This is a genomic window from Lederbergia galactosidilytica (genome assembly GCF_017873565.1).
Taxonomy (GTDB): domain Bacteria; phylum Bacillota; class Bacilli; order Bacillales; family Bacillaceae_C; genus Lederbergia; species Lederbergia galactosidilytica.
Genome location: NZ_JAGGKH010000008.1, coordinates 130,857 through 157,845 on the forward strand (window position 1 = coordinate 130,857; position 26,989 = coordinate 157,845).

General features: G+C 36.4%; 24 protein-coding genes. 5 read left to right on the forward strand and 19 right to left on the reverse strand.

Translation table 11 applies throughout. The features are described from left to right. Nucleotides 1–10: 10 nt before the first annotated feature. Complete coding sequence (locus J2Z23_RS10305; RefSeq protein WP_209973863.1) at nucleotides 11–562, reverse strand: TetR/AcrR family transcriptional regulator; 552 nt, start codon at nucleotides 560–562, stop codon at nucleotides 11–13. 324 nt (nucleotides 563–886) lie between these two features. Between J2Z23_RS10305 and J2Z23_RS10310 the strand changes: the two genes are divergently transcribed. Then, entirely contained in the window at nucleotides 887–2,941 is a 2,055-nt protein-coding gene (locus tag J2Z23_RS10310; protein ID WP_209973865.1) for an efflux RND transporter permease subunit, read from the forward strand. A 4-nt stretch (nucleotides 2,942–2,945) separates the two neighbouring features. Then, entirely contained in the window at nucleotides 2,946–4,760 is a 1,815-nt protein-coding gene (locus J2Z23_RS10315; RefSeq protein WP_209973867.1) for a methyl-accepting chemotaxis protein, read from the forward strand. A gap of 512 nt (nucleotides 4,761–5,272) precedes the next feature. On the opposite strand, the gene J2Z23_RS10320 is transcribed toward J2Z23_RS10315, so the two are convergent. The 13 genes from J2Z23_RS10320 to J2Z23_RS10375 all read right to left on the reverse strand — a co-directional run bounded on the left by J2Z23_RS10320 (nucleotide 5,273) and on the right by J2Z23_RS10375 (nucleotide 19,697). Continuing rightward, nucleotides 5,273–5,755: a nucleoside deaminase gene (locus J2Z23_RS10320; protein ID WP_209973869.1), complete on the reverse strand. Its 483-nt coding sequence runs from the start codon at nucleotides 5,753–5,755 to the stop codon at nucleotides 5,273–5,275. Between the two features lie 53 nt (nucleotides 5,756–5,808). After that, complete coding sequence (locus J2Z23_RS10325) at nucleotides 5,809–6,219, reverse strand: carboxymuconolactone decarboxylase family protein (protein WP_057981563.1); 411 nt, start codon at nucleotides 6,217–6,219, stop codon at nucleotides 5,809–5,811. Between the two features lie 715 nt (nucleotides 6,220–6,934). Beyond that, nucleotides 6,935–7,327, reverse strand: a complete 393-nt coding sequence (locus tag J2Z23_RS10330) for a hypothetical protein (RefSeq protein ID WP_238482708.1) — start codon at nucleotides 7,325–7,327, stop codon at nucleotides 6,935–6,937. 369 nt (nucleotides 7,328–7,696) lie between these two features. After that, on the reverse strand, nucleotides 7,697–7,867 hold the full coding sequence (locus J2Z23_RS22290; RefSeq protein WP_238482709.1) for a hypothetical protein: 171 nt from the start codon (nucleotides 7,865–7,867) through the stop codon (nucleotides 7,697–7,699). Between the two features lie 75 nt (nucleotides 7,868–7,942). Beyond that, nucleotides 7,943–8,071 (reverse strand): hypothetical protein, encoded by a 129-nt coding sequence (locus J2Z23_RS22600; RefSeq protein ID WP_274387267.1) that lies wholly within the window; start codon nucleotides 8,069–8,071, stop codon nucleotides 7,943–7,945. Then, a complete protein-coding gene (locus J2Z23_RS10340) occupies nucleotides 8,072–9,151 on the reverse strand; it encodes an ankyrin repeat domain-containing protein (protein WP_209973871.1) in 1,080 nt (359 codons plus the stop codon). 64 nt (nucleotides 9,152–9,215) lie between these two features. Further along, a complete protein-coding gene (locus J2Z23_RS10345) occupies nucleotides 9,216–9,446 on the reverse strand; it encodes a hypothetical protein (protein WP_209973873.1) in 231 nt (76 codons plus the stop codon). A 46-nt stretch (nucleotides 9,447–9,492) separates the two neighbouring features. Next, nucleotides 9,493–10,377, reverse strand: coding sequence for an AbaSI family restriction endonuclease (locus J2Z23_RS10350; protein WP_209973875.1), 885 nt, complete (start codon nucleotides 10,375–10,377; stop codon nucleotides 9,493–9,495). Nucleotides 10,378–10,948: 571 nt separating this feature from the next. Then, nucleotides 10,949–12,040 carry a hypothetical protein gene (locus tag J2Z23_RS10355; RefSeq protein WP_209973877.1) on the reverse strand — a complete coding sequence of 364 codons (1,092 nt, stop codon included), beginning with the start codon at nucleotides 12,038–12,040 and terminating at the stop codon, nucleotides 10,949–10,951. Beyond that, the gene (locus tag J2Z23_RS10360) at nucleotides 12,033–13,403 is read right to left on the reverse strand and encodes a DUF5677 domain-containing protein (RefSeq protein ID WP_209973879.1); all 1,371 of its coding nucleotides are present in this window, start codon (nucleotides 13,401–13,403) and stop codon (nucleotides 12,033–12,035) included. Before J2Z23_RS10360 ends, J2Z23_RS10355 begins: the two co-directional genes overlap by 8 nt. A gap of 216 nt (nucleotides 13,404–13,619) precedes the next feature. Continuing rightward, complete coding sequence (locus J2Z23_RS10365) at nucleotides 13,620–14,225, reverse strand: helix-turn-helix domain-containing protein (RefSeq protein WP_209973881.1); 606 nt, start codon at nucleotides 14,223–14,225, stop codon at nucleotides 13,620–13,622. 235 nt (nucleotides 14,226–14,460) lie between these two features. Further along, the gene (locus tag J2Z23_RS10370; protein WP_209973884.1) at nucleotides 14,461–19,179 is read right to left on the reverse strand and encodes a DEAD/DEAH box helicase; all 4,719 of its coding nucleotides are present in this window, start codon (nucleotides 19,177–19,179) and stop codon (nucleotides 14,461–14,463) included. Nucleotides 19,180–19,409: 230 nt separating this feature from the next. Further along, nucleotides 19,410–19,697: a helix-turn-helix domain-containing protein gene (locus tag J2Z23_RS10375; RefSeq protein ID WP_209973886.1), complete on the reverse strand. Its 288-nt coding sequence runs from the start codon at nucleotides 19,695–19,697 to the stop codon at nucleotides 19,410–19,412. Nucleotides 19,698–19,898: 201 nt separating this feature from the next. Here J2Z23_RS10375 and J2Z23_RS10380 point away from each other — a divergent pair, with 201 nt between their 5' ends. Then, the gene (locus tag J2Z23_RS10380; protein ID WP_209973887.1) at nucleotides 19,899–20,411 is read left to right on the forward strand and encodes a hypothetical protein; all 513 of its coding nucleotides are present in this window, start codon (nucleotides 19,899–19,901) and stop codon (nucleotides 20,409–20,411) included. Nucleotides 20,412–20,449: 38 nt separating this feature from the next. Here J2Z23_RS10380 and J2Z23_RS22725 read toward each other — a convergent pair whose 3' ends face one another. From J2Z23_RS22725 to J2Z23_RS10400, 4 genes are all read right to left on the reverse strand, one after another. After that, nucleotides 20,450–21,130, reverse strand: coding sequence for a cyclic-phosphate processing receiver domain-containing protein (locus J2Z23_RS22725; RefSeq protein WP_338018423.1), 681 nt, complete (start codon nucleotides 21,128–21,130; stop codon nucleotides 20,450–20,452). A 68-nt stretch (nucleotides 21,131–21,198) separates the two neighbouring features. Beyond that, on the reverse strand, nucleotides 21,199–22,167 hold the full coding sequence (locus J2Z23_RS10390; protein ID WP_209973890.1) for a hypothetical protein: 969 nt from the start codon (nucleotides 22,165–22,167) through the stop codon (nucleotides 21,199–21,201). A 28-nt stretch (nucleotides 22,168–22,195) separates the two neighbouring features. Beyond that, nucleotides 22,196–22,396, reverse strand: coding sequence for a helix-turn-helix domain-containing protein (locus tag J2Z23_RS10395; RefSeq protein ID WP_209973893.1), 201 nt, complete (start codon nucleotides 22,394–22,396; stop codon nucleotides 22,196–22,198). A 248-nt stretch (nucleotides 22,397–22,644) separates the two neighbouring features. Next, a complete protein-coding gene (locus J2Z23_RS10400; protein ID WP_209973895.1) occupies nucleotides 22,645–23,628 on the reverse strand; it encodes a hypothetical protein in 984 nt (327 codons plus the stop codon). A gap of 684 nt (nucleotides 23,629–24,312) precedes the next feature. On the opposite strand from J2Z23_RS10400, the gene J2Z23_RS10405 reads away from it, so the two are divergent. Both J2Z23_RS10405 and J2Z23_RS10410 read left to right on the forward strand, forming a co-directional pair. Further along, the gene (locus tag J2Z23_RS10405; RefSeq protein ID WP_209973896.1) at nucleotides 24,313–24,786 is read left to right on the forward strand and encodes a recombinase family protein; all 474 of its coding nucleotides are present in this window, start codon (nucleotides 24,313–24,315) and stop codon (nucleotides 24,784–24,786) included. Continuing rightward, a complete protein-coding gene (locus J2Z23_RS10410; protein ID WP_209973898.1) occupies nucleotides 24,776–26,512 on the forward strand; it encodes a recombinase family protein in 1,737 nt (578 codons plus the stop codon). The genes J2Z23_RS10405 and J2Z23_RS10410 overlap by 11 nt, the downstream gene beginning before the upstream one ends. Here J2Z23_RS10410 and rlmH read toward each other — a convergent pair. Next, nucleotides 26,438–26,917, reverse strand: a complete 480-nt coding sequence (gene rlmH, locus J2Z23_RS10415; protein WP_209973900.1) for a 23S rRNA (pseudouridine(1915)-N(3))-methyltransferase RlmH — start codon at nucleotides 26,915–26,917, stop codon at nucleotides 26,438–26,440. The genes J2Z23_RS10410 and rlmH overlap by 75 nt on opposite strands. Nucleotides 26,918–26,989 lie beyond the last annotated feature (72 nt).

Here is a 26,989-nt window from a genome sequence, read left to right on the forward strand (position 1 = left end):
TAATGCTAGATCACACCTTATACCTAAAACTATTAATGAGCTGTGCAATCTGTTTTGGTGACTGATCCATATTGTTGGCAACCCATTGTTTGATAACGTAAATGCTGCCACTGATGTAATAAGTAACCACATATTCGGAAATATCCGAATCTACATCATCGTGGGTGAACTTACTTTGGATTAGAAACGAGCGAGCGACGTGCATCACGCGTCTTTCAAAGGTATGATCGGCATTTTCATTGAGGAGTACCTGGCATACTTCATATTTGGAGACGACATATTCTAGAAGTCTTTCTGTCATCTGCAGGGCTTCTTGTTCCTGCTCAAAATTATATTGATTTAAATACATCTGTAGTTCTGTGATGATTTCTTCTTCAATTTGCGCAAGTAAGTCAAATTGGTCTTTGTAGTGCGAGTAAAAAGTGGAACGGTTAATATCGGCCCGTTCGCAGATTTCTTTAACGGTGATAGCAGAAATCGATTTGATCTTCAATAAAGTGATTAAGCTATCCATTAAAACCTTTCGGGTGTACTTCTTTCGTCGATCGAGTTTTTTGTTCATTAAATTGTCACGCCTTCTTTTTACTTTTCTTCAACACATCTATCTCATATGTTGGATTTTACACTTTCAGCGCAAAACTGTTTGTTGTATATCCAACACGGTGTCGAGTATAATGATATCGTGTTTGACTGGATGGATCAACAAAAGCGCAATTGCCATGCTGTAAAGATAAACAGCTAAAGTCGTCCACACGTTTTTGCCGGACTCACATTCTGTAAGCTTCTCGGGCTAGGCGCTAAATGATAATCCTTCCTGTTAGAGGTTAACCATAAGTTAGAGTTTTATAAATTTATAAGTAGCAAGAAAGGATGAACAGAGACTGCAATGACAGAGCTTATATTAAAATATAAAAAATCGATTGTCATCACCTTTATCGTTCTGGCAATGGTTAGTGTGGTCGTGCAATTTGGCGTGAAGACCAATTATGATATGGTCGATTATCTATCTGATGATGCACCATCGATTAAATCGACAGATGTGATGGATAAGGAATTTAATGATGATGTGCCCAATACACGGGTCATGATAAAGGATGTCAGCATCCAAGAAGCCTTAGCATACAAACAGAAATTAGAAGCCATTGCTGGTGTCTCTGGGGTGATGTGGCTCGATGATGTAATGGATGTTACAACACCGATTGAAATGGAAAATAAAGATACCGTTGAGACATACTATAAAGATGGCAATGCCTTGTTTTCCTTTGAAATTGAAAGTGGAAAAGAAGTGGAAACGACAGATGCTGTCTATGATTTGATTGGGAAGGATAATGCAATGTCAGGAGAGGCGCTGAATACAGCGAACTCGCAACAATCAACAACGAGTGAGACGATGAATGCAGCGTTGATTTTAGTACCCGTTGTGATTTTGATTTTGCTACTATCTACAACATCATGGCTGGAACCAGTCTTTTTCCTTATAACTATAGGTGTCTCGGTACTGATTAATATGGGAACGAATATCTTTCTGGGTGAGGTTTCCTTTGTCACCCAAGCGGTAGCGCCGATTTTGCAGCTGGCTGTGTCACTTGATTACGCCATATTTCTGCTACATAGCTTCACCGATTATCGAGAGACAGAGGAGACGCCAGCGGAAGCAATGAAGCTGGCAATGAAGCGATCGTTTCCCGCTATTGCGGCGAGTGCCTCCACAACAGTCTTTGGATTTACGGCTTTGATGTTTATGGATTTTGGACTTGGTGCCGATTTAGGCTTGAATCTGCTGAAAGGAATTATACTCAGCTTCATCAGTGTGATGGTCTTCCTCCCAGCTCTCACATTGATGTTGTATAAATGGATTGATAGAACCAAGCATCGCGCCTTCTTGCCTAGTAAATATAATTTCGGAAAATATATTGTGAAGCTTCGTATTCCTGTCTTATTAATTGTGGCTATTCTCATTGTTCCGGCCTTTTTGGCACAAGGAAATACGGACTTCCTCTATGGAACTGGTGGCAATCCCGATGATACACGGGCTGGTCAGGATGAGCAAGCAATTGAAGATGTGTTTGATAAATATACCCCGATGGTTCTGTTAGTACCAAAGGGAGATCTAGCACGAGAAGAGCTACTCGTTCAGGACCTTGATGATCTTGATGAAGTGAAAAGTACGATTTCCTATGTGAATACTGTCGGGTCAGGTATACCATCAGCGTATCTCGATGAATCGATAACGAAATCATTCTTTTCGGAGCATTATAGTCGTATCACTTTAAATACGACAACGGATTCGGAGGGGGATGAGGCATTTGCCCTTGTCGAAAAGGTTAAACAGATTGCCGCTGATTATTACAGTGATGATTACCATGCCCTAGGTGAAAGTGTGACGATGTATGATATGAAGGATATTGTGGAGAAGGACAATACGTTAGTCAACGCACTGACGGTGATTTCCATTGCCCTTGTTCTACTCATCACATTCCGTTCCATTTCCTTCCCAGTCGTCTTATTGCTGACGATTGAGACATCCGTATGGATTAACTTGGCCGTCCCGTACTTAACCGATTCACCACTTGTTTATATCGGATATCTGATCATCAGTACGGTCCAGCTGGCAGCGACGGTCGACTACGGCATCTTATTTACCGAAAACTATACGCAACTTCGGAAGGACATGAGTGCATTAGATGCCGTGAAGAAGACCATTGATGAAAAGACATTCTCTATTGGGGTGTCTGCGTCTATTCTGTCCAGTGTTGGATTTATTTTGTCGGCGACGTCATCCGATCCGATCGTCTCGTCCATTGGGCTCTTACTCGGACGCGGTGCGTTGTTAGCCTTTATTGCCGTTTTGCTTTTACTGCCGGCACTGCTCATCGTACTCGACCGATTGCTTGCAAAAACAACTTGGAAATCGAATTTTTATAAAAGGAATGAGGAGTGATATGATGCGACATAAACAATTAGCAGCCGTAATGATGGGAACCTTTTTGGTATTTGGCTCACTTCCTTTTTCTGTGTTCGCGAAAGATAATGAGAATGAAGAAGGGAAATATGCCACAAAAGACGAAGCTATTTACGGCAAACTAGAAGCAAATGGAGACTTACAGGATATGTATGTAGTTAATACATTCCATGACGCCAAGCCTGGTACCATCACAGATCATGGCGATTATACGGATGTTCGAAACTTGAGTAATTTATTGGATATCGAACAGATGGATGATGGTCAAGTCCGGTTTCAGGTGGAAAAAGGCGATGACAATTTTTATTATCAAGGTACCATTGAACATCGGCCCCTGCCATGGAATATCGAAATCACCTATATGCTGGATGGAAAGAAAATCGATCCTCATGAATTAGCTGGAAAAAGTGGATCCCTAGAATTGCGGATTAAGACTTCTGGCAATGATGATGCAGATCCTGCGTTTTTCGAGAATTATATGATGCAAATCTCGCTGACGCTTGATCCAATAAATTTTGCACAAATCCAAGCTCCTGATGCAAACAAAGCGAAATCCGGTAAAGATACGATGCTGACCTTTACCATTATGCCGAAAAAGGAAGAAACATTCATTGTATCAGCCGATGTGACAGATTTCGAACTGGATCCGATTAACATATCAGCAACACCAGCTGCAATTCCTTTCGATGATCCGGATTTGGGAGATATGAAAGGGGATATGAAGTCCCTGTCCGACGCGATTAAGAAGATTAATGATGGGGTCGGTGATTTGCAGGGTGGCATTTCAGACTTGAATAGTGGGGCCACTGAACTGAGTACCGGTTCCAGTAGTTACATGAATGGAATCAATCAATTGAATCAATCGTCCGGTAAACTGGTCGGGGGATCCTCGGAAGTCCAAAAGGCTCTACAGCAAGTGGCAGGTGCATTGCAAAATGCTCCAAATGAGACTCCTGATATAGATGATCTTAAGCAATTACCAGAAGGCCTTCGTGCACTAGCAGATGGCTTAAACGAAACGGCAAATGGACTTGATGAATTAGGAGACAACTATAATAAGGCCTATAGTAATCTAGCTGAAGCAATAAACGGGATCCCGAATAATAATATCACGAAAGACCAAATAGAGGAATTATTAAAAAGCGATGTTGATCAGGAAGTTGTTAACCAATTACTAGATTCCTATGAATCAGCTCAGAAAACTAAAGGGACGTATGAGTCAGTGAAACCCGTATTTGATGCGGTGACGGGAACATTGGATAATGTTTCTAGTGCAGTACGAAAAATGGGTGACGAAGCAAACTCTACCGCAGCCGAAGTTGAGAATGGTTTGGATAATGTAGATGGTTTGGATCAACTAGGAGATTTACAATCAGGCATCTCAGAACTCGCCTCACAGTATCAAACTTTCCATCAGGGTTTAGTAGAATACACCAATGGCGTTAGCAATTTAGCAGCGAACTATCCTGGGATTGATAAAGGGATTAAAGGACTTGCCAGCGGTACTGCTTCTCTTGAGAAAGGCGCCGGAGCCCTTCAGGACGGCACGGAAGAACTAGAAGGAGAAACTAGCGACTTGCCTGACGAAATGCAATCTGAACTAGATAAAATGTTGGAAGAATATGATACATCTGATTTTGAGCCAATCTCGTTTGTGTCTAAAGAAAATAAAAATGTCGATGTCGTACAATTCGCTTTACAGACTGAAGCAATTAAAGTAGAAGAATCTGAAGACATAGAAGAAACAAAGGTAGAAAAGCAAGGTCTTTGGGAGAGATTCTTGGATTTGTTCCGGTAAAAGTTGAAGTAGCGAGTGATATGGTGGAAGCTGGCAAGACTTGGGGACATCCCTGGTCTTGCCATATTTATAGAGGCTGGGGGTCAAAGGCGAACGGTGTATTACCATAGCGAAGGAAATATACGTAGACTCCTATAGGGAGAAAAGGGATAGAGCATCGGTGAGATCCCGGAGTGCGCTAGCACGAGGAAGCTCACCAGCCGCCCGCGGAAAGCGAAGTATATTTCCGAAGCGGGTTATATGCACTTAGTAGTTCGGTTTTTTATTGATGAGAATACTTTTGGCCCAGCCTCTTTTGATACATATTGCCCGATTTATGATCCCAGTCTCTTCACACCAATTATTGAGCCAGTCTGTGAACATGCGAGGCGCTCAAGAATTTAAACTGAAGAGTGGGAACGGTGGAGGATGGTAAGAGGGTACGGGAGTGGCTCGCGAATTAAACATCACGGAACAAACACAATAAATATAGAGTCAACTGTATCACTTTATAAAGCCACTGACTATGATAGTCAACGTCTTTCTGAATAAAGCTGGTGGTGAAGTTGACGAATTTGCTCTGCCAGTTCAGGAACAGGCCCATCTACTGTAATATCCCGAACAATATCTTGAATAGGAAGACTCCGAACGCGTGATGGAGCTACTTCCATTTCACTCAACCATTGTACTAGCTGTTCGGATGAACTTGCATAAACAATTCGCCCTAAACCAACCCAACCATGGGCCGCAGCGCACATGGGGCAATGTTCACCAGAGGTATAAACTGTCGCCTTGCTTCTTTCTTCAGGTGTCATATGATTAGCTGCCCATCGCGCTATGGCGAATTCAGGGTGCTGGGTATGATCACCGCCTGCAACGTGGTTATGATCTTCAAAAAGCACATCTCCATCAGCTGAAACAAGGACTGAACCAAATGGCTCATCACCTTTATCCAACGCTGTTTTTGCTAGTTCAACACAACGTCGCAGGTACTTCAAATCCAAATCATTTATCATATTTAGCCTACCCCCATTCATCCTTAAGGATTAATTTTATATTAGCGTGCTATTCAATCAACTGATGTTGTCACTTTTACACCTTGTTCTGCAAACACCTTTTGAGCAACCTTTAAAGCATTCAAAACACTTGGGAATCCTGTATACGGGATAAGGTGAATGATGCAACCTACAATCTCTTCTGGTTTTAAACCAACACTAAGCCCGGTTTTGATATGCATCTCAATCTGCGGTTTTCCTTGGGCAACAAGGGCTGTAATCGTTGTAAGAACTTTTTGCTTATTATCCAATCCTGGGCGTGAATAAATATCGCCAAAAGCAAATTCAACCACATACCTACTTAAATCAGGAGCTATATCTTTAAATCCTTCCCCAATATCCATAAAGCCCGTTGGATTTTCATCACTAGATGATGTAAGCTCCTTTATTTTCTCTATACCTTGTTGATAACGATCCTTCGTCACTTTAAAATCCCCCTTGATTTGTGCTTCATTCATTTAAAAATTTTAATAAAATTCACATGAAATAAAATTAAATTTTCCAACAATTATAGTATATAGTCTTTAATAGTATAAGTAAAATGAAGACAATTTCGTTTTACACTTTAACTTCATATCACTCAATTAATATAATATTTTTTTCAAAGTTTTCAACGAATTCAAGGTAAAGTCAGTTTAGCGCTGAATAATCGCTTTACTATCTGTCTAGGTTGATATTTTTGCGTGAATGAAAGAATAATAATTAGTTACCTAGATCACGTCTTTTTCGTTCCGATCCTTTCTTACGTTATATCGAATATACCCTGTGTATAAGGGTCTGTTACTATTATTTTAATAGCATTTAATCAACGATGTCGGGCACACTAATAGAAAAGGCTGCTTTATGAAACTATGTATAGAATTGATTGGCATATGCTAATAAGTTTTCCGATATACCGCTAAAATCTTGTTGTAAATCAAGAGATACAACTAAAAGTTGTTTACCTTTAATGTGATAAATATGGTTAAGTTGATTTAATGCTGTTGTTTTCCAATTATTTATACGCAATCTAGAATAAATGGATAGCGAATGTTTTGGCGGTTATAACTAACGTCCATAGCTTCAAATCTAACTCTTCTATATAGTGACACTAGAATCTGCCAGTTCAAAATACCACTCTAAGAAAAAGTTAAAGCTTTCCTATTGCGGCTTCAATTTACCAGCAAAAAAAGCCTCCATTTGCTGGCCCAATCCTAAGCCTAACACTTCGTCTGTATTCTTATTATAAAAAAAGCCGAATTCCCCTTCAAAGTTATCCAACGGAATATATTCTTCAGGCAGTTTTAAAACAGCATGAGTTCTCCCCATGCCTAACATATAATCAGAAGAATTGATCATAAACCAACAAATCTGGTAGATTTCACGGCGTCTATTAAAGAAAGTCGGTCCATCCTCCGCATGCAAATAAAACGTAGCAAAATCTGAATTCAAATCAATGTCTAACTTTACTAATGCGTGTGCATACTCCTCTGTAATGTCTTCAAACCACCAGTTTTTGCTTTTGCAATGATTGATCACTTTTTCCGATAGCATCTCGACTACTCCTTCGATATAAAATAAACATTAAACGCAGGGTGGTATCCTTATATCGTTTACGGCCACCCTCCAGAATCAGTTCCATTATTTTACTTTCCCTGCATTACTTCAAGAGAATTGCCAAAAACCCACTACTGGATTTTGTATATCATTTGCTCCAATTTTAACAAAGATATATAGAGACCCAAAACTGAAAGGATAGCTGTAATCGTCTCGAAGCAACGTTTCGGGGTAACCATCTTCATCTATTTGCAAGAAAAAAGAAAATGATTCCTCCTCCAGCTTCGTAAAATAATAGTTTTCATTTTGAATCAGTCTTGGGTTTCCGCCTAGTTTAATCAAAAAGGTTGATCCATAGCTCTTTCGTCATTGCATATCTCCCCATCCGAAATTACATGCTTGATAACCTGGATGGGTAAACAAGTCTTTGACGCTTTCCATTGAAATGGGATGTTCAATCACCTTTATCAAGCGATTCGGATAAACACCTTTGTCCAAAAATTCTGCATAGCCCTCTGGGATGAAGATTGAAATCATACTCTCAGGTTTAAAGGGATGGCTGAGGCTTATGTAAAAATAGTATTTTTGGTTCCCTTCATAAACAAGGACTGCTTAATCATCAAAGAAGTCAGGTGCATTCCCGCCGATCCAGCCTGTACCATGTTCATTCGACAGGCCTTGTCCCGCATAATAAAGAATACAGTCTGTTCGCTCAACTAAAATATTCGTGCGGTTCCTCATTTATAACTCTCCCTCAAGAAACTGAATGAGGTACATTTCAGGCTGCGCAAGGAACTCTGTTAAGCTGCATAAATCCGCATAAGTCTGATGCTCCACGTCATAACAACCGATCAGGCCCTTTTTCTTCGGATTCCAAACTATCTGCAGATCAGAATAATTGTCGATATCAGCTGATAGACGCAGTAACTTTTGCCTGCCAACCTCCATCTCAATCGTATCGATTAATGTAAAAAAGTCGATATGGCCTATTTCAAATTCATTTTGTTCTAGCTCAAGACGAAGCTTGTCTCCGGTAAGAAATGTGATCAGTTCATCAGACAATTTATATTTTTTCAGCTCGTGCTTTTTGTTTTCTAGATTATGTAATTCAGCCGGCTCCAGCGATTTTAAATAATCGGCCATGACTGTATTTTTATTACTGACCGCAATCGTATAAGGCCTCTCGCCGTCCTTTTCCGCCAAAGTAACGTCCGCCCCGTGTTCAATCAAAAACTTAATCATGGCCAAATTCCCCATACGCGCGGCAACGGTTAACGGAGTCGCTTGATACGGATAGACCATATCCGGCTTATTATAATTGATGTCAACCCCATGATCGAGCAAATACGTGAGTGTCTTAAGGTCGTGGTCTGATGCGGCTTCGCGCAATACAGCGCCGCCATGTAGCTTGATATCCAATCCCAGCTCATGAATAAGCGGGATGTTTTTTTTATTGCCATAGTAGGCCTCTGAATATGCTCCTGAACCTGTTTGATTAAGCATCTCCAACTTGGCTCCATGCGCTGCGATGTAGCGGACGATGTCTTCCTTGCAATAGCGGACAGCTCGCAAAAAAGCCGGATTCTGATCGACATTCAGGTTGGCCCCGTGCTCTACAAGCAGCTTTACAACTTCACTTCTCTGTGATACAAGCGCCAGATCCAACGGGCTTAATGTAATATGCTTGCTCAGTACAATACCTTCCTCAATATCCCAACCTGCTGTAATGGCAGCGCGCAAAGCGGAAATATTTCCTTCATAAATCTGCATGGCGATTTCCGGCAGTTCCTTAAACCTCCCGATATCTTTTAAAACGATCATCCCGTACCACTCCTACATCTGATTGTGAATTACTTACTTTCCAAGTTGTAAATCGACCTGTCTTTTACACCACCGCTTTCGCCAGTCGTGCTTGTAAAGCTAGAGACTCCACTCTATTCAAACGCGGAGCGATTTCGTTAAACTCATCCGGCCACATTATCTCGACAAGGGCGCATAGCGTCTCCTGCGGTTGGACTCCCGGCAAACACGCTCTGTCATCAAGCATTTTCATCTCCAGTTCCATAGCCTCAGTCTCAAAGTAACGAGTCCTTGCGCCTTCTTCAAGCTTCACCATTGAGGGACGATCGAATAAGCAATCGCTTAACGTTATCTATCACGGACTACCTAACAATTTCTACCCTATCAGCAATACGTAAATATCTAATACAATTCTCATTGTCGGGAGAGATCCCTAGGATTTTGAAGATACCAACGAATCTGTATCTGTTAAAGCCAAGATTGTCTTTGTATTTCGCAAACACAGCCCTTTCACGACCAAAGTTAACTTCTTCTATATAGTTTTCTTTTCTTTCTTCGACAATTGCTTCGTCCTGGTGGGATTCATCAATATAGGACCAGTCCTCTGCCAAAAAATTTAGCCAGCCCCCAGCTGCCGATTTGGCATCACCATTTATAGTAATGGAAAGTTTAGGACACCATAGCCATATTTTATCTTTCAACCTGAAATAACTCCGTTGATACCTTTTAGAGTTCTTCTCAAATACCGTATTTGCGATATCCTTTATATCCATGAATGATACATCATCATAAATTGTTAAATACTTCTTAAGTTTTAAATGCTGTAATTCCTCTTCATATGTTTGCCACTTTAATGTAGTTTTTGAAGCCTTATCCTTAATACCTACTACAACTTCGTTGATTCTTTCATTTATTTCTTCTAACGATTTGGTAGCATCTATTCTAAAGCATTGAAAATCCTTGATAGATTCTTCATTAACTGCGGAAATAATATCATCCATACGAAGTTTATCCCCTGTTTGATTATCTTGGTGGTATGCTTCATCCACTTCTATCCCAATATGTAGTTGCGGGAAATAAAGATCCATCAAAGCATGAGTACCATTTGGGCGTTTAACGTATTGTTGGCTAACTGGTTTGAGGTTCATATTATCCAATTTGTGCCAGACAGCAGTTAAAATATAATTCTCATAGTCTTTCCTTTTGGTACGTGAGAAGGTTTTTACTAAGTAATCTCGTTTGTTCATCTTTACACGCCTTTTCGTTCAATCACTTCTATTTCAAAATCCTCGTCATTAAAGCTAAATTTCTCTTACCCTTGCTCTTTCTCTGTAAATAGCGAATCCTACCATCTATAAACTTTCCCAAGATCGTTCAAAATTTAAGGCATTATAAATTTCTTGTTCAATTGCCTGGATTTATACGGCAACCATTCTTGCCTCCTTAAATGCCTTTTTTACAATCCTTAGCATAGTCTCCATTTGAACCAAGCTCAACTGCAAAAGTCTATATTGGCAGCCAATTCGTATTATACATATTATAGTGGAGGTGAGGAAAGCAGATATAGATACAGAGCTCTGCCTTATCACTGTAAGTTAACTTGATATTATATAAGAGGTTCACCATAATTATAGTCTTCAATTATGACTTTCATAAATAGTTAATCAAGTTCCAAAAACCTCATTTACTTATGATACGGTTCACCGTAACGATTTAAAGGCAATGATTTATAATAAAACAGCATGCAGTCAATCTTTTCTAAATGAATGTATGCTGTTTTATTTTATATTCAGACTGATAATTCTCTTGTAAAAAGAATTAAGTTACACAAATTTTATCTAAGAATTTATTCACAATGTCAATAGTCTCAGAAATTTCTTGATTGTCGTTTGGATAATCTAAATCGTTGAAGATCTCATTTTCAAAATCTATATCTCTAGCATTTTGTATTAATTCATCTAATGAATAATTAAATTCTCGTTTCCTAAATTCACGATATAAAAAGTAAGAAACTTTAGTTTTCCATAAACTATTCTTCACTTCGGTAATATCTGACTTCGATTTTAGATTGGATTCGAGTGTAGATACCAATAATATATAATAGTGAAGTGGAATAAAAGAACGAATAAAAGGTATTATCCCGAAAGTGTCTGCCATGTCAAATAGTGCTAACGCTTGCCTGAGATTTCCATATACCGCCATAAAGAAAAGGTCTCCATTAGAAAGCATCTTTTTATCAAGATAATCATTTTCTTCTTTAAACTTTTCTATTCGATTTTCCCAGGACTCCGATGGATTGTCGCCTTCAAATAGGAGAATGAATGCAGAATTATGTTTATCAAAATGCTGCACTAAATCGTCGGTCGTTACTACTTTACTTCTGTATTCTTCAATATTTGAGATATTAGTAAACAAATTACAAAATAAATATTCTGCTATTTCATTGAGTTCTTTAGCATGTCGATTTACTATTACTGATGAGTATCTCAATGGTAAAATAAATAAATGATTTCCCATTTCTTCTAATATTCGAATGTTATCCTTAATTGTGTCAGAAATTATTGATTTCATTTTTTTCAAATATATTTTGTCCGAAATACCATTTACAGTATTTAGATAGCTTGAGATGGGATCATCAAAAACATGATATTCTCCAAGAAGGAAGAAGCTGTCCTGACCCCTATCATCAACATCAAATATAGTTGCAGCACTAAAACAATACGTATCCCTTGCTTTAAAAAGATAATCAAATACTAATCTCACGATATTCCTATTTTCATACCAAAATACATTAACTGAATCTATCATAGACAGAGAAATATCTTCCGTTGGAACCTCTCCTATTTCCTTTAGTAAAGAAAGGTATTTATTTTGAACAATATTTAGCTCTTCAAATAATGTGTTACTCATTTTGATCTCCCTCCTGGAGTATCTCCGGGAGACCAAATTGTTCCTCCAACAACTTTAAATGTCTATTCATTATCATTATACAATCGTGGGCAACGCTAGGGAGCTTTTGGAGATTATCTATGTCAGGTATCCCATGATATTGATGGCCAGGGGCATTACATTTAAGAATAGAACTTTCTCTTATCGCCCCCCATAGTCCATGTTCATATATAGAATCATAATCATAGTAAAATTTCCATAGGTCTTCCTCATTAACATCCTTAAACTTTTTTCTAATATTCCCTTTGCCAAAATAGCTAGTATCAATATCAATAAATTCTTCATTTTTAAACTCTGAAACTAATAATTTTATATATTCAAAAGGGACATGGCTTCCTTCAACTTTTGGTCCTTCATCAGCATAGCGTCCATATATCATTTTATATTGACCAATACCGTAATCCTGATACTCACCCCATATATCATCATGATTTGGTTCCTCTAATAACAAATATTTTGTCATCATATAGTTTTCAATGATGGATCTCATTATTGTACGACCAGATATAGTATTTTCTAAATCATGATCAACTAGCTCAATTAGTCTTTTATAAGAATATGTGGCAATTCCTAAGAGAACTAGCATTCTATTATCTAGTGGTCTAGTTTCTGTAAATAATTTAGTATAATAATTCAAAACTTCGTATACATGCTGTTTATACTTTTCAAGATTAATCGGTTTATTTTCTTTACTTTCAGTATCCACGTAAAATGCCTCACAATCAGTTAATAAACTTAACCTCTTCCAAAAATCTCTAACAAATTCAATATTCACGGACTCTTCTTCGCCTACTCCTGTACTTACCATCATTTCAGTTGCACGAATGTTCGGTCTGTATATTGCCATTTCAGGATCATCATGTGAAATATAGGCATAACGAGAAATCATCTCAGGAAAAATACTATCAGTTGAAACATGGAATTTACCCGATAACATAAATTTATAGAGAATTAAAAACCGTACATCAGTAGTTAAATTACTATGTTGGTAGGAGAGATCTTCAAGAATCTCATTCAGTATTCCAATACGGTTTTTAATAGAAATATTATATCCCTTTACTGCCTTTGAAAATTCAGCAGACTGATCAGGGAAAATTAAGGATAGGGGTCTGAGTGGTTCTAAGACTTGTAGCTTATTCATGAACTCATAAATAGCCTTTTGTTTCTCATCAGGAAGTTTAAATATTAGTGATAATTTTGGAAAATCAACTTTTTCACTTTCAGCTAATTCATGAATATAATTTAATATTCTAATGCATTTATCTAACTGTTTATTCCTATCTCCATCATTTACTATTAAACCTAACCATACATACTCTGGCATTTTTCCATAGTACCAGGATTCCTCTTTAAGTAAGTCTTGAAAATGCTGATTAAATGGGGCAATTAACTTCCCTTTTTCAAATTTATGTTGGGATAATTTACTTCGTTCTAGCAAGGGTACCTTCCTCCGTTTCTATTACTTCTTAAAATAGCTCACAATTACTATTCCATCGTTTAGTTCGTGGAAAGACGCTCATTATTTATCACTACTCAATTTTTAGTAAATCAGTTCTATCTCTAAATTTTCGTCTGTCAAACCAAGCTCTTCTTGCTCTTTCTTAGTAAACAGAGACTCCTTGCCTTCCGTAAACTCTCGCAAAACTGCCTCAACTTTTATTACATCATATATTCCTTGTTCAATCGCTTCCATTATAACACCATCCATATAGGCTTCTTTAAATCTCTTACCTACTTTTCTTAACAAAACTTCGGTTTCCATTATATTCAGCCTTAAAGCTAATGCTATACGGAATAGCATTTTTGTTGGGACTTCCCTTGATCCATTTATATATCTGCTTAGAGTTGACTTTTTAATCAAACTCCGTTTTGATAATTCGGAATTTGTTATTTCCTTTTCAAACATTAACTTGTTTATATATTGATGGAAATCCTCATATTGATCTTTCCTGTTTCTTTTAATGGCTTCTTCAAATCTCATAAAACTGTTTCTTGAAAAAGTATGGCCAAAACCCGTTTGTATTTCAACTTCCGCTTCATAGATCTTTTTATACTCTGAATGAATTCTCTCTAACTTTCTGTTTATTTCATCGGTATCAAATAATAATAAAACATTTATAAGAAGTTCATTTAATTCCTTATTCAAAACAATTCCTCCAGTGCTCCGTTATCTCTACTTCATATAGAAATTACGAATACGAGAATAATTTACATCTCGAAAAAGTATTTGTAATTTATCTTTATTATAAAGCATTACACCTAATTTTTTCTTAAAAAACCTCTTGTTTCTCCAGGAGAAATATGGAAGTTCATCCAAGCAAAAAAGACCGGCATTATACAATACCGATCTTTTTATTTATCCCGTTAGGTACACCACTTAATTAATCTACAATTTCTAGTGGTGGCAAGCTATTAACCAAATCTACCGTCTGAACAGATACATTAATTATGCTTAGTAGCAAATTAAAAATGTAGCGTTCATCATCAGAATACAAGTTAGGGTCATCTACAATACCTGACTTCTTATCCGTCTTTACTTTATACTGATCTATTATCCACTCAATAGCTGGACGACCGTTTACCACATATTCATATGCTCTCTCAGGAATATTAGAGATGGTAATATCATTATTAAACACAATCTTATCTAAGACACCTCTTTTTGGATGTTTCATCTTTTCAACTTTAAATGATGGATTTTCCTTACTTATAATCTCAACATCTTCAAAAGGTGGAGTGGATTCATAATTCAGATGTAAATAAGCAAGTTTCCGGCCAATTTCCACATACAGCTCCTTATTATTTAATTTCGGAATACGTGGTAATTGTTTCTTTAAATCACTTTGGTACTTTTCTCGGTACTCATTAGAATGTAGCACGGCATATGCGTAATAAAAGAGTTCTTCAGATGAAAGGCCAAATTCCTCTGCTCTCTTAGAAGATATATTGCTATAATCACCTTCAAATAATCCTTCTATATCTTCTTTATTATACATCGAAAAGCCTTGAGCACCTGCATCTAAAACATTCAAATCAGGAATTGCATCTACCATTAAACATGAGAAACTTCTTCTTGAACCATTTCCTGGAACTAATATCACTTTATTACTTTCACCAAAAATATTTTTCCATTTACGTGGACGTTCAATAATCTGATTTTCATAGTAAAGCCACTTTTTGGTGAATGGTCTATATAAATGTATATTAAGCTCACTTGGGTTGAGAGTGATTTTTTCTCCATTTGAGAAAACTCTTTTAAGTCCTGCACTCCAACTAACATACTTAGGGTCTAAATTTAATTGAGATATTCTATCTTGTTTATCAACAACATTTTTCAAACGATCTATTTCTGAGTTTACGTTTTCTACCATTCTAGTGACATTATTTCGTACATTTTCTCTTGAGAATCCGTATACCCAGGCATCACGGTTCGTACTGACTCCCAGAGATTTTATTTTAAAGATTCCATTATTCTCAGGATCAATTGATGTAAACTCTGAATAATTTTCATCTCGTTGGTTTATCCAATCATTATTTTTATCTGGAATAATAGTAGACCATTCTACATTTTTAATAGATTTAAGTTCAGATAGTTTTTCTAGTTTGTCTTTACGGGTTAAATAATCACCGATATCAAAGTATTTAAGCTCGTGATTATCAGAACCATCTTTAACGAGCAAACATATTGCTACACCTGTTAAAATGTCGAAGATGCTTTGACCTTCACGTTTTGCATCATCTCCTGAGCGACCCCTTACTGAACCTCTCAAATTAATTACGTAAAGATAGTTAAAGTCCTCGTAAAAACACTTTCTGATTCCCGAAGTTGTCTGAGCATCAATAAAGGAATTATTTGTAACAAATCCAATAACACCTCTCTCACCAATCCTATCTGTTGACCAACGAAATGCTCTTACAAGGGAATCATAGAGAGTGTTTTTGTTAGTTACGCTTGAATACTTTACATAAGTATCTCTTATTTTCTCATCAATTACTGGATAGGTATTATTTTTGTTGTTATCGTTATCACTTGTTTGTCTAGCACTATATGGTGGGTTTCCAATTATGGCAAAAATGGGATCCCTACGTTGTTTTTCAAGACGTTCGTTATTCTCACCAAATAGATCATCCTCAAAGGAATTTTGCTTTTCAGTGCTTTCAAATGTATCTGTCAAAACAATACCCTCAAATGGTTTATATTCCCCTTTAACAATAGAATGGAATGTTTCTTCGATATTAATTGCCGCAATGTAATAACTTAGCAATATAATTTCATTTGCGTGTAACTCTTGCATATATTTACGTAGCAAGTCCTCTTTTGAAATTAAGCCACTTTGCAATAATCTTACAATAAAAGTACCTGTACCAGTAAATGGATCAAGGATATGGACCCCTTTATCACTTAGTGACTTTCCAAAGTGCTTATTCAAAACATCTTCAACAGAATGAATGATAAAGTCCACAGCCTCTGTAGGTGTAAACACGATTCCTAAGCGTTCGGTCGTTTCCCTAAATCCAACTTTAAAAAACTTTTCATATAGTTGGATAATAATATCCTGTTTTGCTTTTAGATTATCAATTCCCTCGGCTCGGATTCGCACACTCTCATAGAATCCAGTTAATCGCTCCTGTTCCTTCGAAAGGCCCTGATCATCCATAACTGCTAACACGGTATCCATTGCTTGTGAGACAGGGTTATCATTGGCAAAACTATATGAATCAAACAATGCTTCAAATACTGGTTTAGTAATTAAATGCTGTGCCAACATTTCAACTGCTTGTTGTTCTGAAATACCACCATTAATGTTTCTTCGTAGACCTGATATGAATTTTTGAAATGCCTTAAATGCTTCACTACTTTCGTCTTCTAACAATACTCGGATTCGCATCATATGTTGTTGGGCAATTTCAGAAACGTCCTTAGCCCAATCTTCCCAATATCTCACGTTTCCAACTTTCTTTACAATCTTTCCGTAAATGGCTCGTTCAATATCAGTAAAATCTTCTTCATCAAGGCCAAGGGCCAATTGTTCTGTTTCTGGCTCTGCAACAGAAAATCCGCCTTCACTTTCATCAGGGGCTGAACCAACGCCAATAACTTGTATCTGTTCTGGTTTCTTCTTATTTAACTCCAATTTATTGATGGTTGCATCGAATCGTTCATCTATAGAACGTAAGGCATTTAGTACATCCCATACTACCTGATACTTTTCATTTTTATCTAATACATTATTTGCGTCTACTCCCGCTGGTACACCGATTGGAAGGATAACGTATCCATAATCTTTACCTGGTGCTTTACGCATTACACGTCCTACTGCTTGAGCTATGTCAATCTTTGATCTACGTGGTTTTAGGAACATAACTGCATCCAGATCAGGTACGTCTACACCTTCTGTAAGAAAACGTGCATTAGAAAGGATACGACATGTATTATCTGGAACTTCTGACTTCAACCAAGATATTTTCTCATTTTTCTGCAAAGCATTCATCGAACCATCGGCGTGCTCTATCTCTACTCGTACTGGCTCTCTTTGATCTCCTGACGTATTAATATACATGTCCACCACTTCAGTAAACATTTCCCTAATCAGTTTTGACTCTCGTATTGTTCCAGTGAAGGCAATTGCTCGTTTCATTGGATTAGCTGAGATAACATTAGAATTACTCTTTCGTTTAATTAAACCATTCCAACATCCAATAATTTTTGTTACATCATCAAACTCTAGTTCCGTATCACGTTTATTCGCCAACATGTTTTGGAAACTCCGAGCAATCATCTCTTCATCAACGGCTAGAACCATTACTTTGTAGTCAGTTAAAATGCCTTTATTAACTGCATCACCAAAACCTATACGATAGAGTTCCTCACCATATATAGATTCATCATTCATATCTGCAATAACAACAGACATTTCATCTGCCTTTTGCTTAGCATCTTCCCCATATATACGTGGAGTTGCTGTCTGATACAAACGTTTCTTAGCTTTAATATTATCGTCACTATGTACTTTAACGAATGCACTAGCTTCTTTCCCAGCTTCAGTTGCACCAGTTGTACGGTGTGCTTCATCACATACAACTAAATCAAACTCATAGAATCCGTTCTTCTGAGCCTCTATGATTACATCTATGGATTGGTATGTTGAAAATACTACCAAGAATTTACTTTGACTATCGGCTGAATCTATACCCTTTTGACGTTCCAAGAGCTTTTCATAGTCAGTAGTCGCAGGGTAGCCTAAGTCAGCAGCAGCAATATCCTCAAACTCGTTTTCGCCTTTTACCTTTTTCGTAACTTTTCTATCCGAACATACAGCAAAAGTATCCATATCATAACGGTACTTCGAATCAGCAGTCCAGCCTCTTAATGATTGGGAAAGCAACTGTATACTAGGAACAAGATACAATACCCTGAATGGTCCATCTTTATTCTCTGCCATTTTCTCGGCAATAACCATTGATGTATATGTTTTTCCTGTTCCAGGAGCCATAATTAACTTTCCACGATCAGCTTCCTTAAATCCATTTATAACCGCTTCAATGGCGGGAATCTGATGAGAACGTGGTTGCTTAGGTGATTTTAATTCAACAGTTTGCGGTTTCTCGAAGGAGAATTGCGACCAATCAATCTCACTATCACGCAATTGTGATAAACCGATTCGAGCGATATTTTTGTCACGATCTAATAATGCATCGTTTGCATTATCACTCCATTTATCCGTAGAAGTTACAATAATCCCTTCTGCATAATAATTCTTTCCTACCTCATTTAAGAAAGAATCAATATGAGCCTTTTGGATTGATGTATCTTTCGAATAATACTTACATTGAATAGCAAATAATTCACCTGTTTCCCTATTCCGTGCTACTAAATCTACTCCTGTATCCCTTTTTGGAATACCATACTCTTCAGGAACATCAGATAACATCCATACTTCATCAAATAAGCGTGCATACATAGGTTCCTTTTTCAAATATGCCGTAACTAATAACTCAAATAATGTTCCACGATCTCTTTGCGACATATCTTCTCGTTCCAAACTAGCAATAATCTTATCAAATGAATGGCGTACTTGATATTCAACTTTTTCTTCCATTTGTCTTAATCCCTCCAAAAGACCTAAACGCTCCAATACCTTGAATGTTAAATTAGTATTGATTCTTTATATTAATTTTAGTCTTTGTTTGGTTTTTACTCAAGGAATTACTGGATTACACCCATCTTCAACAAAGTGGGTAATTTTATATTTAAGTATAATTGTTACAAAAAAGCTACTAGATAGTGATTATGGCTTATCTAATCTAGTAGCACTTTTCATTTCATACATTAGCAAGGTTCAATATTCGCTGATTCTCTAGCAATTATCTGTTCAAGATATAAGTGGATATCTACCGTTGACCAATTCATTCCTGATGTTAAAATACGGACTCGAACATCTAAGTCTGGTTTTCTCCTTGCATTTTCTATTCTCCATAAATACGAAGGACTCAGAGATACAACTTCAGCCATATCCTGTAAGCTCAAAGCATTTTCCACTCGAAACTCGTAAACCAAGCCACCAAAATTGTTAACTGCTTTCTCTATTTTTGCTAACCTTCCCTCTAACTGATTCATATATTTCTCCTCCTAAAATGCACTGACCAAGTACCAGTTCCAGCTTTTTATTATCTCTATATAATAGACTTCAACCTTCCATCTATAACCTTTATAGAGCAGATAAAATGCCAATATATGAATAAATAGATTGATAGAGTCTATTATGAATTAAGGCAAAAAGTAAAGAGTTTATCATATCAAACTAAAGGAGTGATGGTAATGGATGCAAAAGTTTTTCAAGAGATGTCTTCATTAGAACGAGCTGAATCCATCAACAAACTACTATTGGAGTTTGATGATGACCATCTAAAAAATGCTGCAAAAGCAGTTGGTATGAAATATTCAGCCTTCTGTAAAATAATGAGAGAAGGGGGATTTACGTATTCTCAAAGCAAAAAGCAGTACGAAAAAACCATATCATTGGAGGAATATAAGGAATTCCAAACTTCCACTTCAATTGATAATGGAAGTGATGAAGCGGTACGTTTTATTGTCAATCACTTAAATGAATTAAAACAGCTATTAAATCAACATGAAACTCAATTGCTACTAGATCCAAAAGTGTATGCCCCAGATTCTAAAAGTGTAACTAAGTCAATAGTGGTAAATAAAGAAATCTATGAAGAGTTTAGTGAGCTATGTACAAGACGATTTTCTCATCTACGTTTAAAAGACATTGTCTCGAATTGTCTTTATGATTTCGTAAAACAGAATAAGAAAACTCCATCGTGATATTGATGGAGTTTTTACTATATCTGTAGGTTAACCTTCTAACAGTCAGTAAAGCTATTCTCTGTAAAATAGATCTTAATATCATCATCAATAAAGCCCCTTCTTTGTGAAGCCCTGAGTGTCTCATACATAGCTTCCCGACCAACTACATTACTGGTATGTAAATATATTTTATTTGCTCTTAGACCTCTTTGGCACATAATTTTGACCAAGTCATAGCCAGTTTGTAAGAGGTTCCCTTTTTCATCCATCCCTAAATCATGATCTAGTGACAAAATATGAATCTTATTATGTTGCATTATTGAGAGTGCTTCTTCTACATTTCTTGCTACGGTAAAACCCTTTGGAGCTTTCCGAAGACCGTCAAGATAAAGATTTATCCACCCCTTCTCCTGTAATATATCCAAAGTTTCAATCTGGATATTACCATTCCATCCATAATACGCACGTTCCATACATGTACCATCTATTTTTGCTCCATTTTCTAACAATAAATTGGTAAGTTTAGTAAAACCAAGGAAACAGGAAATAGAAAGAGGCGACCTCCTAAGATGATCCTTTTGATTAACATCAGCACCCATCTCTATAATTATTTTGCTGAATTCCAGATTTTTATTAAAAACAGCCCAGTATAGTAAACTTTGTCCATGAATTTCTTTATTAGCGTCGTGTATTTTTAAATATTGTTCCAAACCAATTAAATCATTTACCTTTAACAACTTGAGGAATTCTATCGTTTTTCACCTCTAGTTTCCCTTCCCAATATTTAGGATACCTTTGAATTTAATTAAATCTTTGCCTTTTTCCCATAAGTATATGGTGAAAAAAACAAAACAAACCTTTCAAATACCTCAATAATCTGAACTGCAACTTTAGGGATGTTTTCTCTATCTGACTCTATATAATAACTGATGGTTCTATATTTATCATTAAAACACAAGTTCTGGGAAATATTATTCTGTAAAAGTTTCATATTTTGCTTAAAATAATGGTACCAACCCTGCTTACTATATTCAAAACGAATCCCTACAACTGCACGTTTGCTTCTATCTAATGCAGAGCAAAAATAAGTTATCTCTCCTAATCCCGCTCCTATTGTTAAAGTTCTATCATTCATTAAATGCTTCTTTTGGGTATGAAGGTTTAAATAATATGGTATCTTTTCACACAACTGTACAGAAACATACTCCTTAATATCATCATCTCTGTCGAAGTCATACCAACGTTCTCCAATATGAGCCTTCCCAATATGTGTTATTGGCATCTGTAAATGACAATCAACTAATTTCAATATCCTGTCTATCTCATTAATGGAATCCAAACTATCCCAAACAACCAATTCATAGAGATTATTCAAATATTCAATACGGTGTAACACCTCATCTTGAATTTCCACAGCATAGAAATTAATATACTTCTGGGGATTTTCACGAAGTATTCTTTTAACTTCATCAATATGATTTTGTTTGAACCTAGAAGCAATCCAGATTAAGTAACCTTCCGAAACATTATTAATCAACGGGGTTATTTTTTCTACCAGATGATCACTTCTATCTGAGGGTGTGATTTGATTCTCAACAAAGACTTCTATCTTCCTATCACGATTTACTGCATAAAGGTCTACATATTTAGAACCATAATTTACTTCTGTCCTAACCCCTTCAATAGAAACACCTATTAAATTCTCAATGGTTTGCGGAAACTTTTTAAGATAAAGAGTAAAGATAAATTCCTTTTTGCTACCTAGCTTACTCAATCATGATCCCACCCATTAAACAAGTGGTCTAATGGATATCTAAAACTTTAACAATGTTATAGACCTTATCTAAAGTTGGTGCTTTACGAGTTCCTTTATTAATACGTGACAAAAGGGATGCCGAAATCCCCGCTTCAGTAGCTAATTGGTTTTGGGAAATACCTTTCTTTTCACGATAATGATTTACTAATTTTGCAAACTCCTTGTTGATATCCTCAGAAGTCAACATAAATTATATCCTCCCTTGATCATTTAAGTAATTTCAAGATTAGTGTATCCCCGAAGAAAAATCCTATTCATATATTTCAACTTATTATTTTGTGCTAACTTAATTACTTTTATACCATTTCTTATAGTCAAAAGAGGTAAATTCATACATTAATATTCAGTATATTCAATCTATTATTTCCATACCTATCTCTACTTGAAACTTCAATTTGAGATAAGTATTAAATTATAAGTTGTGAGAAATATTACTTACCGTGGGAATCTGTTTAAAGGATTTTTTAGAATTGAGGGGGCCTTTGGTTGATAATTTTTTGGGATTAAAACGGGATGAATGCCTTCTTTTCGAAGTAATGCCAAACGACTATTATAAGTACCTTTTGACATCTTTTTATTTTTAAGGGGGGTATCAACGCTGTGGCTGCTAATTTGTTTGAGAAAATCAATTAGCTTTATTTTGTTTTGAGTAGATAAAGAGGACTTAGTTAGCTTTTTTCTCGCTTCGTCAATTTTGTAGAAGTCACCTGAATGGTAAATATGAGACATATACTTTTGGAAATATTCTTTATAAACTTCTTCCTTCATATATTCTCTAAGTTTTCTTGGTCGTCTAGCATTTGTACTTTTTTTCTCCATATAGTAGAGATGGTCCCGCATTACGTGTACTTCATATCGAACAATATCTTTTTCATAACTTGCTACCTTTTCACCTTTATCAATTCTCTCTTCTTCCTTTAAATAGACCATACTCTCGACTGAGTTTGATGAATGGTACACTGTAGTTTTATATGGTTGGAATACGCCATGTTCTAACTTTCCTAGGTACTTCTTTTGAAACCTATAAGAGCTTGTTAGTTTTTTATACAGATCCATCAACAACATACGATTATTTTTATCTTTCATTAAAACATCATATCTATAGTCGATTCGAAGTAAAGTATGGTTCCGGTAATGACTAGAATGTCTTACAACATGCCAAAGCATATATTTTATTTCTTTTTTAATATTTATATAATCGTCTTCAGTAATATCGGGCTTTCCTAATAGCTCTATTGCATCTACAACCATGTACAACATCCACTTCCCATATCCAGAGTGTGAAATTGTCATTGTTACTCCTGGAAATACTCCTTCAAAGTATTTGTTTAGCTGTGTGTACTTGATATTATGTCTTCTTTGCAAATCTTGTACTTCCTGGTAGTGAAGTTCAAACATAAGTTTAAATGTGTGAATCATTTTTAAGTTCCTCCTTTTAGTTGACTTGGGAAGTCTTGAAACCTTATGTATCAAGGAATTTAACACCTAGTTTTGTTCCCAATCCGACTATATTTATTTCTCCTCATCGACCTTCCTATATAAAGTGGAAAATCTAAATTGAGATTCGCATAATGAACTATAATCGCCTTATTCATACACGTATCATATCTCTACCAAGACCTTTCTAAAACTTTTCAATGTCTTAGCCTGTTCTAGCTATTTTAAGTAAGCTATATAAATTCCTAATTGAAAAAGTGGTGACAAATCGTCAACCACACGGGGCATTTTTCATGATATTCTAGTTATGCAGTCGAAAGTAAAACTGCTACATTATCCAAACCTCTACTTTATATTCACCTTCTAACAACCACTCTTTCAGAAAAATCTATGATCAGTCATTCACCTTTTTAACTCTATCCTTACAATTCAACCATTCTCTTCAATCCCATCTATATAAACTTCAAAATCCACCATCAAAGAAAATACAACAAAATGGAGGTAACACCCCTATGGAAAATTCCACAAAAACTAATTCCCTTAACTATGAAGAAACCCAAATTACAAACGATAAGATTTCGATAATCTTGATACCATTGCTTTTTATTTATTAGAAGCAATCAAACGTAAAATGGAAGATAAACCAGAGAAAAAAGGAGCATAATTATGAAAAATAACAGAAAAGTGATTGGATTATATAATCGTGTTTCAATTGAACAAAAAGTACAATTAGGATTGGGAATACATCAAAAGAAAGCCATACAAATCGCAAAAGAATTATTTGGAGATTTCATCGACATAAAATTCTATGTAGACCAAGGAATGGGACCGAATTGTAATACTGAAAGAAACCAAATGTTGAAGGATGTAAAACAAGGTAAGCTAGATGCCGTTATCACCTATTGTGTTAGTAGAATTAGCAATAAATATTCACACGCATTAAAAATCATAAATGAAATTCACTGCTCAAAAGTCCGACTTATCAGTATAATTGAAGGAGAATACAATCCTCTTCAATTAAGCCGGGAATTCGAGATATTGGAATTGCTTGCCCAATTCGAACATGTGGATCATGCTAAAGGAACTAGGAAAGGTGTTGCGTTAAAAAAACAAAATGAAGGTGTAAAAAATGAATATTAAAACTAAAAAAATAGTAGGATTGTATATTAGAGTTTCAACCAATAGACAATTAGAGCATGGATTTTCATTAGATGCACAACTAGAAGAAGGCACTAAAGAAGCACACCGCCAATTTGGGCAAGATATTTTAATTGAAAGTTATGTTGATGGCGGTATTAGTGGTAAAAACACAAAGGATCGTCCAGCTTTAAATCGGATGATGAGGGATGTAGCAGAAGGGAATATAGATGCAATTATCACTTATAAAGTTAGTAGATTAAGCCGTTCACTATCCGATTCCTTAAAAATCGTCGAAGAGATCCATAGAGAGAAGGTTCGATTTATAAGTATCAAAGAAGGAGAATACGGTACACCACATGGAAATTTGCAGTTTAATATTTTAGCATCGGTGGCACAGTATCAAAGAGAAGAGATCGCTGAAAATGTGCAATTCGGAATGTCTCAACGTGCTAGAGAGGGTAAATGGAACGGTGGCCAATTACTAGGTTACGATACAGTCAACAAAGAATTAGTCATTAATGAAGAAGAAGCTGAAACAGTAAAACTAATCTTTGAAAAGTATGTTAATGAAGGTTGGGGTACAAAGAAAATTTCCAATTACCTTAATGAGATTGGAAAACGTACAAAGAAAAGAAAAACATTTTCCATAGTCTCTGTATCAACTATTCTTGATAATCCCGCATATAAGGGATACATCCGATTTAATCAAGTGTTAAATTGGGAAAGGGATCGAAGAAAAGGAAAAAATCCCGATTATATCTTATCAAAAGGGGTTCATGAACCCATCATTGATGAGGAAACATGGAATAAGGCTGCTCAACTAAGAAAAAAGCGAAGAACAGGTACCCCTCGGCAATATTCAGGTACATTTCCATTAACAAGCATTGCTAAGTGCCCAGAGTGTGGCTCCTACATGACAAGTCTATACGGGGCAAAAAGAAAAGATGGAACCAAATTGAGATACTATGCTTGTGGGCAATATCATAACAAGGGTAGATCCGTTTGTAATCCAAACCTTATCAATGCAGATTGGTTAGAAAACACAGTATTTGACAAACTCACTCAAGCCCTACAGTCTGATTCAATTATCGAAAGTATCACATACCGAATTAATGCTTTGATTGAACAGCATCCCAAATACACAGAACAGACGAAGGAAATTAAAATACTGGAAGACCAACAAGCAAAACTCGAACAACAAAAGAGAAGGATTCAAGACTCTGTGGCAACCGGTTCTGGAATATACACCGAAGAGGAAGCTGTTGAACGAATGACAGAAATCAGAATGGCAATAAGTGAAAACAAAAGCAAAATCTTTTCGTTAAAAGAACAGCATTCCAAAAAGGAATCCTCTTTAAAACCAGTTAGCCGAGATTTCATCCGACAACAGCTTCAAGAGTTTCTTGATTTAAAAAACTATTTAGAGCCCTTGGAATTCAGAGAATTAATTGTAGCATCTATTGAAAAAATAGATGCTAAGAAGAAGAGTTTAAATCATATTCATTTTTCCTTTATTGCACATTTACCTGAAGAGGAATCGTGTAATTCGATTCCTTCATTTATTAAAACATCTATAAAAGACTTTATTATAAAATCTAACAACACTATCCCTTTAATCTTAAAGGGTTTATATTTTAAACCAAATCATTACCTATTTATGGTACGGTTCACCCCTATTAATCCGAAACCCCCGATACACCTGCTCCAACAACACCAATCTCATTAGCTGGTGCGGAAAGGTCATTTTGGAAAATGAGAGAGCGTAATCGCTACGCTGCTGAACTTCTTTGCTCAAACCAAGAGATCCCCCGATGGTAAAGGCAATTTTGCTTTTACCGTAGGTGGCAAGTTCGTCCATTTTTTGGGCGAGTTGTTCGGAGGTGAGCATGGCGCCGTTGATTTCTAGTGTGATGACATAGGTGTCTTGGGATATATGGGCGAGGATCCGTTCTCCTTCTTTACGTTTGACCACTTCCATATCTGCTTCACTTAAGTTTTCAGGTGCCTTTTCATCTGCGACTTCAATGATGTCTACTTTAGCGTAGGCGCTTAAGCGTTTTAAATATTCTTGAATGCCTTGTTTTAAGTATTTCTCTTTCAGCTTTCCAACAGAGATGATGGTAATTTTCATTTCATTCGTTCCTTTACTTTTCGATTCAATGCGAGCCCTTGCCTCGTCGCACTCTCTTTCCTTCTAGTGTAG

Bases quoted from the DNA above. Each gene is read 5' to 3' on its own strand.
- J2Z23_RS10305 (WP_209973863.1), bottom strand. From the start codon at position 562: ATGAACAAAAAACTCGATCGACGAAAGAAGTACACCCGAAAGGTTTTA.
- J2Z23_RS10310 (WP_209973865.1), top strand. From the start codon at position 887: ATGACAGAGCTTATATTAAAATATAAAAAATCGATTGTCATCACCTTT.
- J2Z23_RS10315 (WP_209973867.1), top strand. From the start codon at position 2,946: ATGCGACATAAACAATTAGCAGCCGTAATGATGGGAACCTTTTTGGTA.
- J2Z23_RS10320 (WP_209973869.1), bottom strand. From the start codon at position 5,755: ATGATAAATGATTTGGATTTGAAGTACCTGCGACGTTGTGTTGAACTA.
- J2Z23_RS10330 (WP_238482708.1), bottom strand. From the start codon at position 7,327: ATGCTATCGGAAAAAGTGATCAATCATTGCAAAAGCAAAAACTGGTGG.
- J2Z23_RS22290 (WP_238482709.1), bottom strand. From the start codon at position 7,867: ATGATTTCAATCTTCATCCCAGAGGGCTATGCAGAATTTTTGGACAAA.
- J2Z23_RS22600 (WP_274387267.1), bottom strand. From the start codon at position 8,071: ATGAGGAACCGCACGAATATTTTAGTTGAGCGAACAGACTGTATTCTT.
- J2Z23_RS10340 (WP_209973871.1), bottom strand. From the start codon at position 9,151: ATGATCGTTTTAAAAGATATCGGGAGGTTTAAGGAACTGCCGGAAATC.
- J2Z23_RS10345 (WP_209973873.1), bottom strand. From the start codon at position 9,446: ATGGTGAAGCTTGAAGAAGGCGCAAGGACTCGTTACTTTGAGACTGAG.
- J2Z23_RS10350 (WP_209973875.1), bottom strand. From the start codon at position 10,377: ATGAACAAACGAGATTACTTAGTAAAAACCTTCTCACGTACCAAAAGG.
- J2Z23_RS10355 (WP_209973877.1), bottom strand. From the start codon at position 12,040: ATGAGTAACACATTATTTGAAGAGCTAAATATTGTTCAAAATAAATAC.
- J2Z23_RS10360 (WP_209973879.1), bottom strand. From the start codon at position 13,403: ATGCCAGAGTATGTATGGTTAGGTTTAATAGTAAATGATGGAGATAGG.
- J2Z23_RS10370 (WP_209973884.1), bottom strand. From the start codon at position 19,179: ATGGAAGAAAAAGTTGAATATCAAGTACGCCATTCATTTGATAAGATT.
- J2Z23_RS10375 (WP_209973886.1), bottom strand. From the start codon at position 19,697: ATGAATCAGTTAGAGGGAAGGTTAGCAAAAATAGAGAAAGCAGTTAAC.
- J2Z23_RS10380 (WP_209973887.1), top strand. From the start codon at position 19,899: ATGGATGCAAAAGTTTTTCAAGAGATGTCTTCATTAGAACGAGCTGAA.
- J2Z23_RS10395 (WP_209973893.1), bottom strand. From the start codon at position 22,396: ATGTTGACTTCTGAGGATATCAACAAGGAGTTTGCAAAATTAGTAAAT.
- J2Z23_RS10400 (WP_209973895.1), bottom strand. From the start codon at position 23,628: ATGATTCACACATTTAAACTTATGTTTGAACTTCACTACCAGGAAGTA.
- J2Z23_RS10405 (WP_209973896.1), top strand. From the start codon at position 24,313: ATGAAAAATAACAGAAAAGTGATTGGATTATATAATCGTGTTTCAATT.
- J2Z23_RS10410 (WP_209973898.1), top strand. From the start codon at position 24,776: ATGAATATTAAAACTAAAAAAATAGTAGGATTGTATATTAGAGTTTCA.
- rlmH (WP_209973900.1), bottom strand. From the start codon at position 26,917: ATGAAAATTACCATCATCTCTGTTGGAAAGCTGAAAGAGAAATACTTA.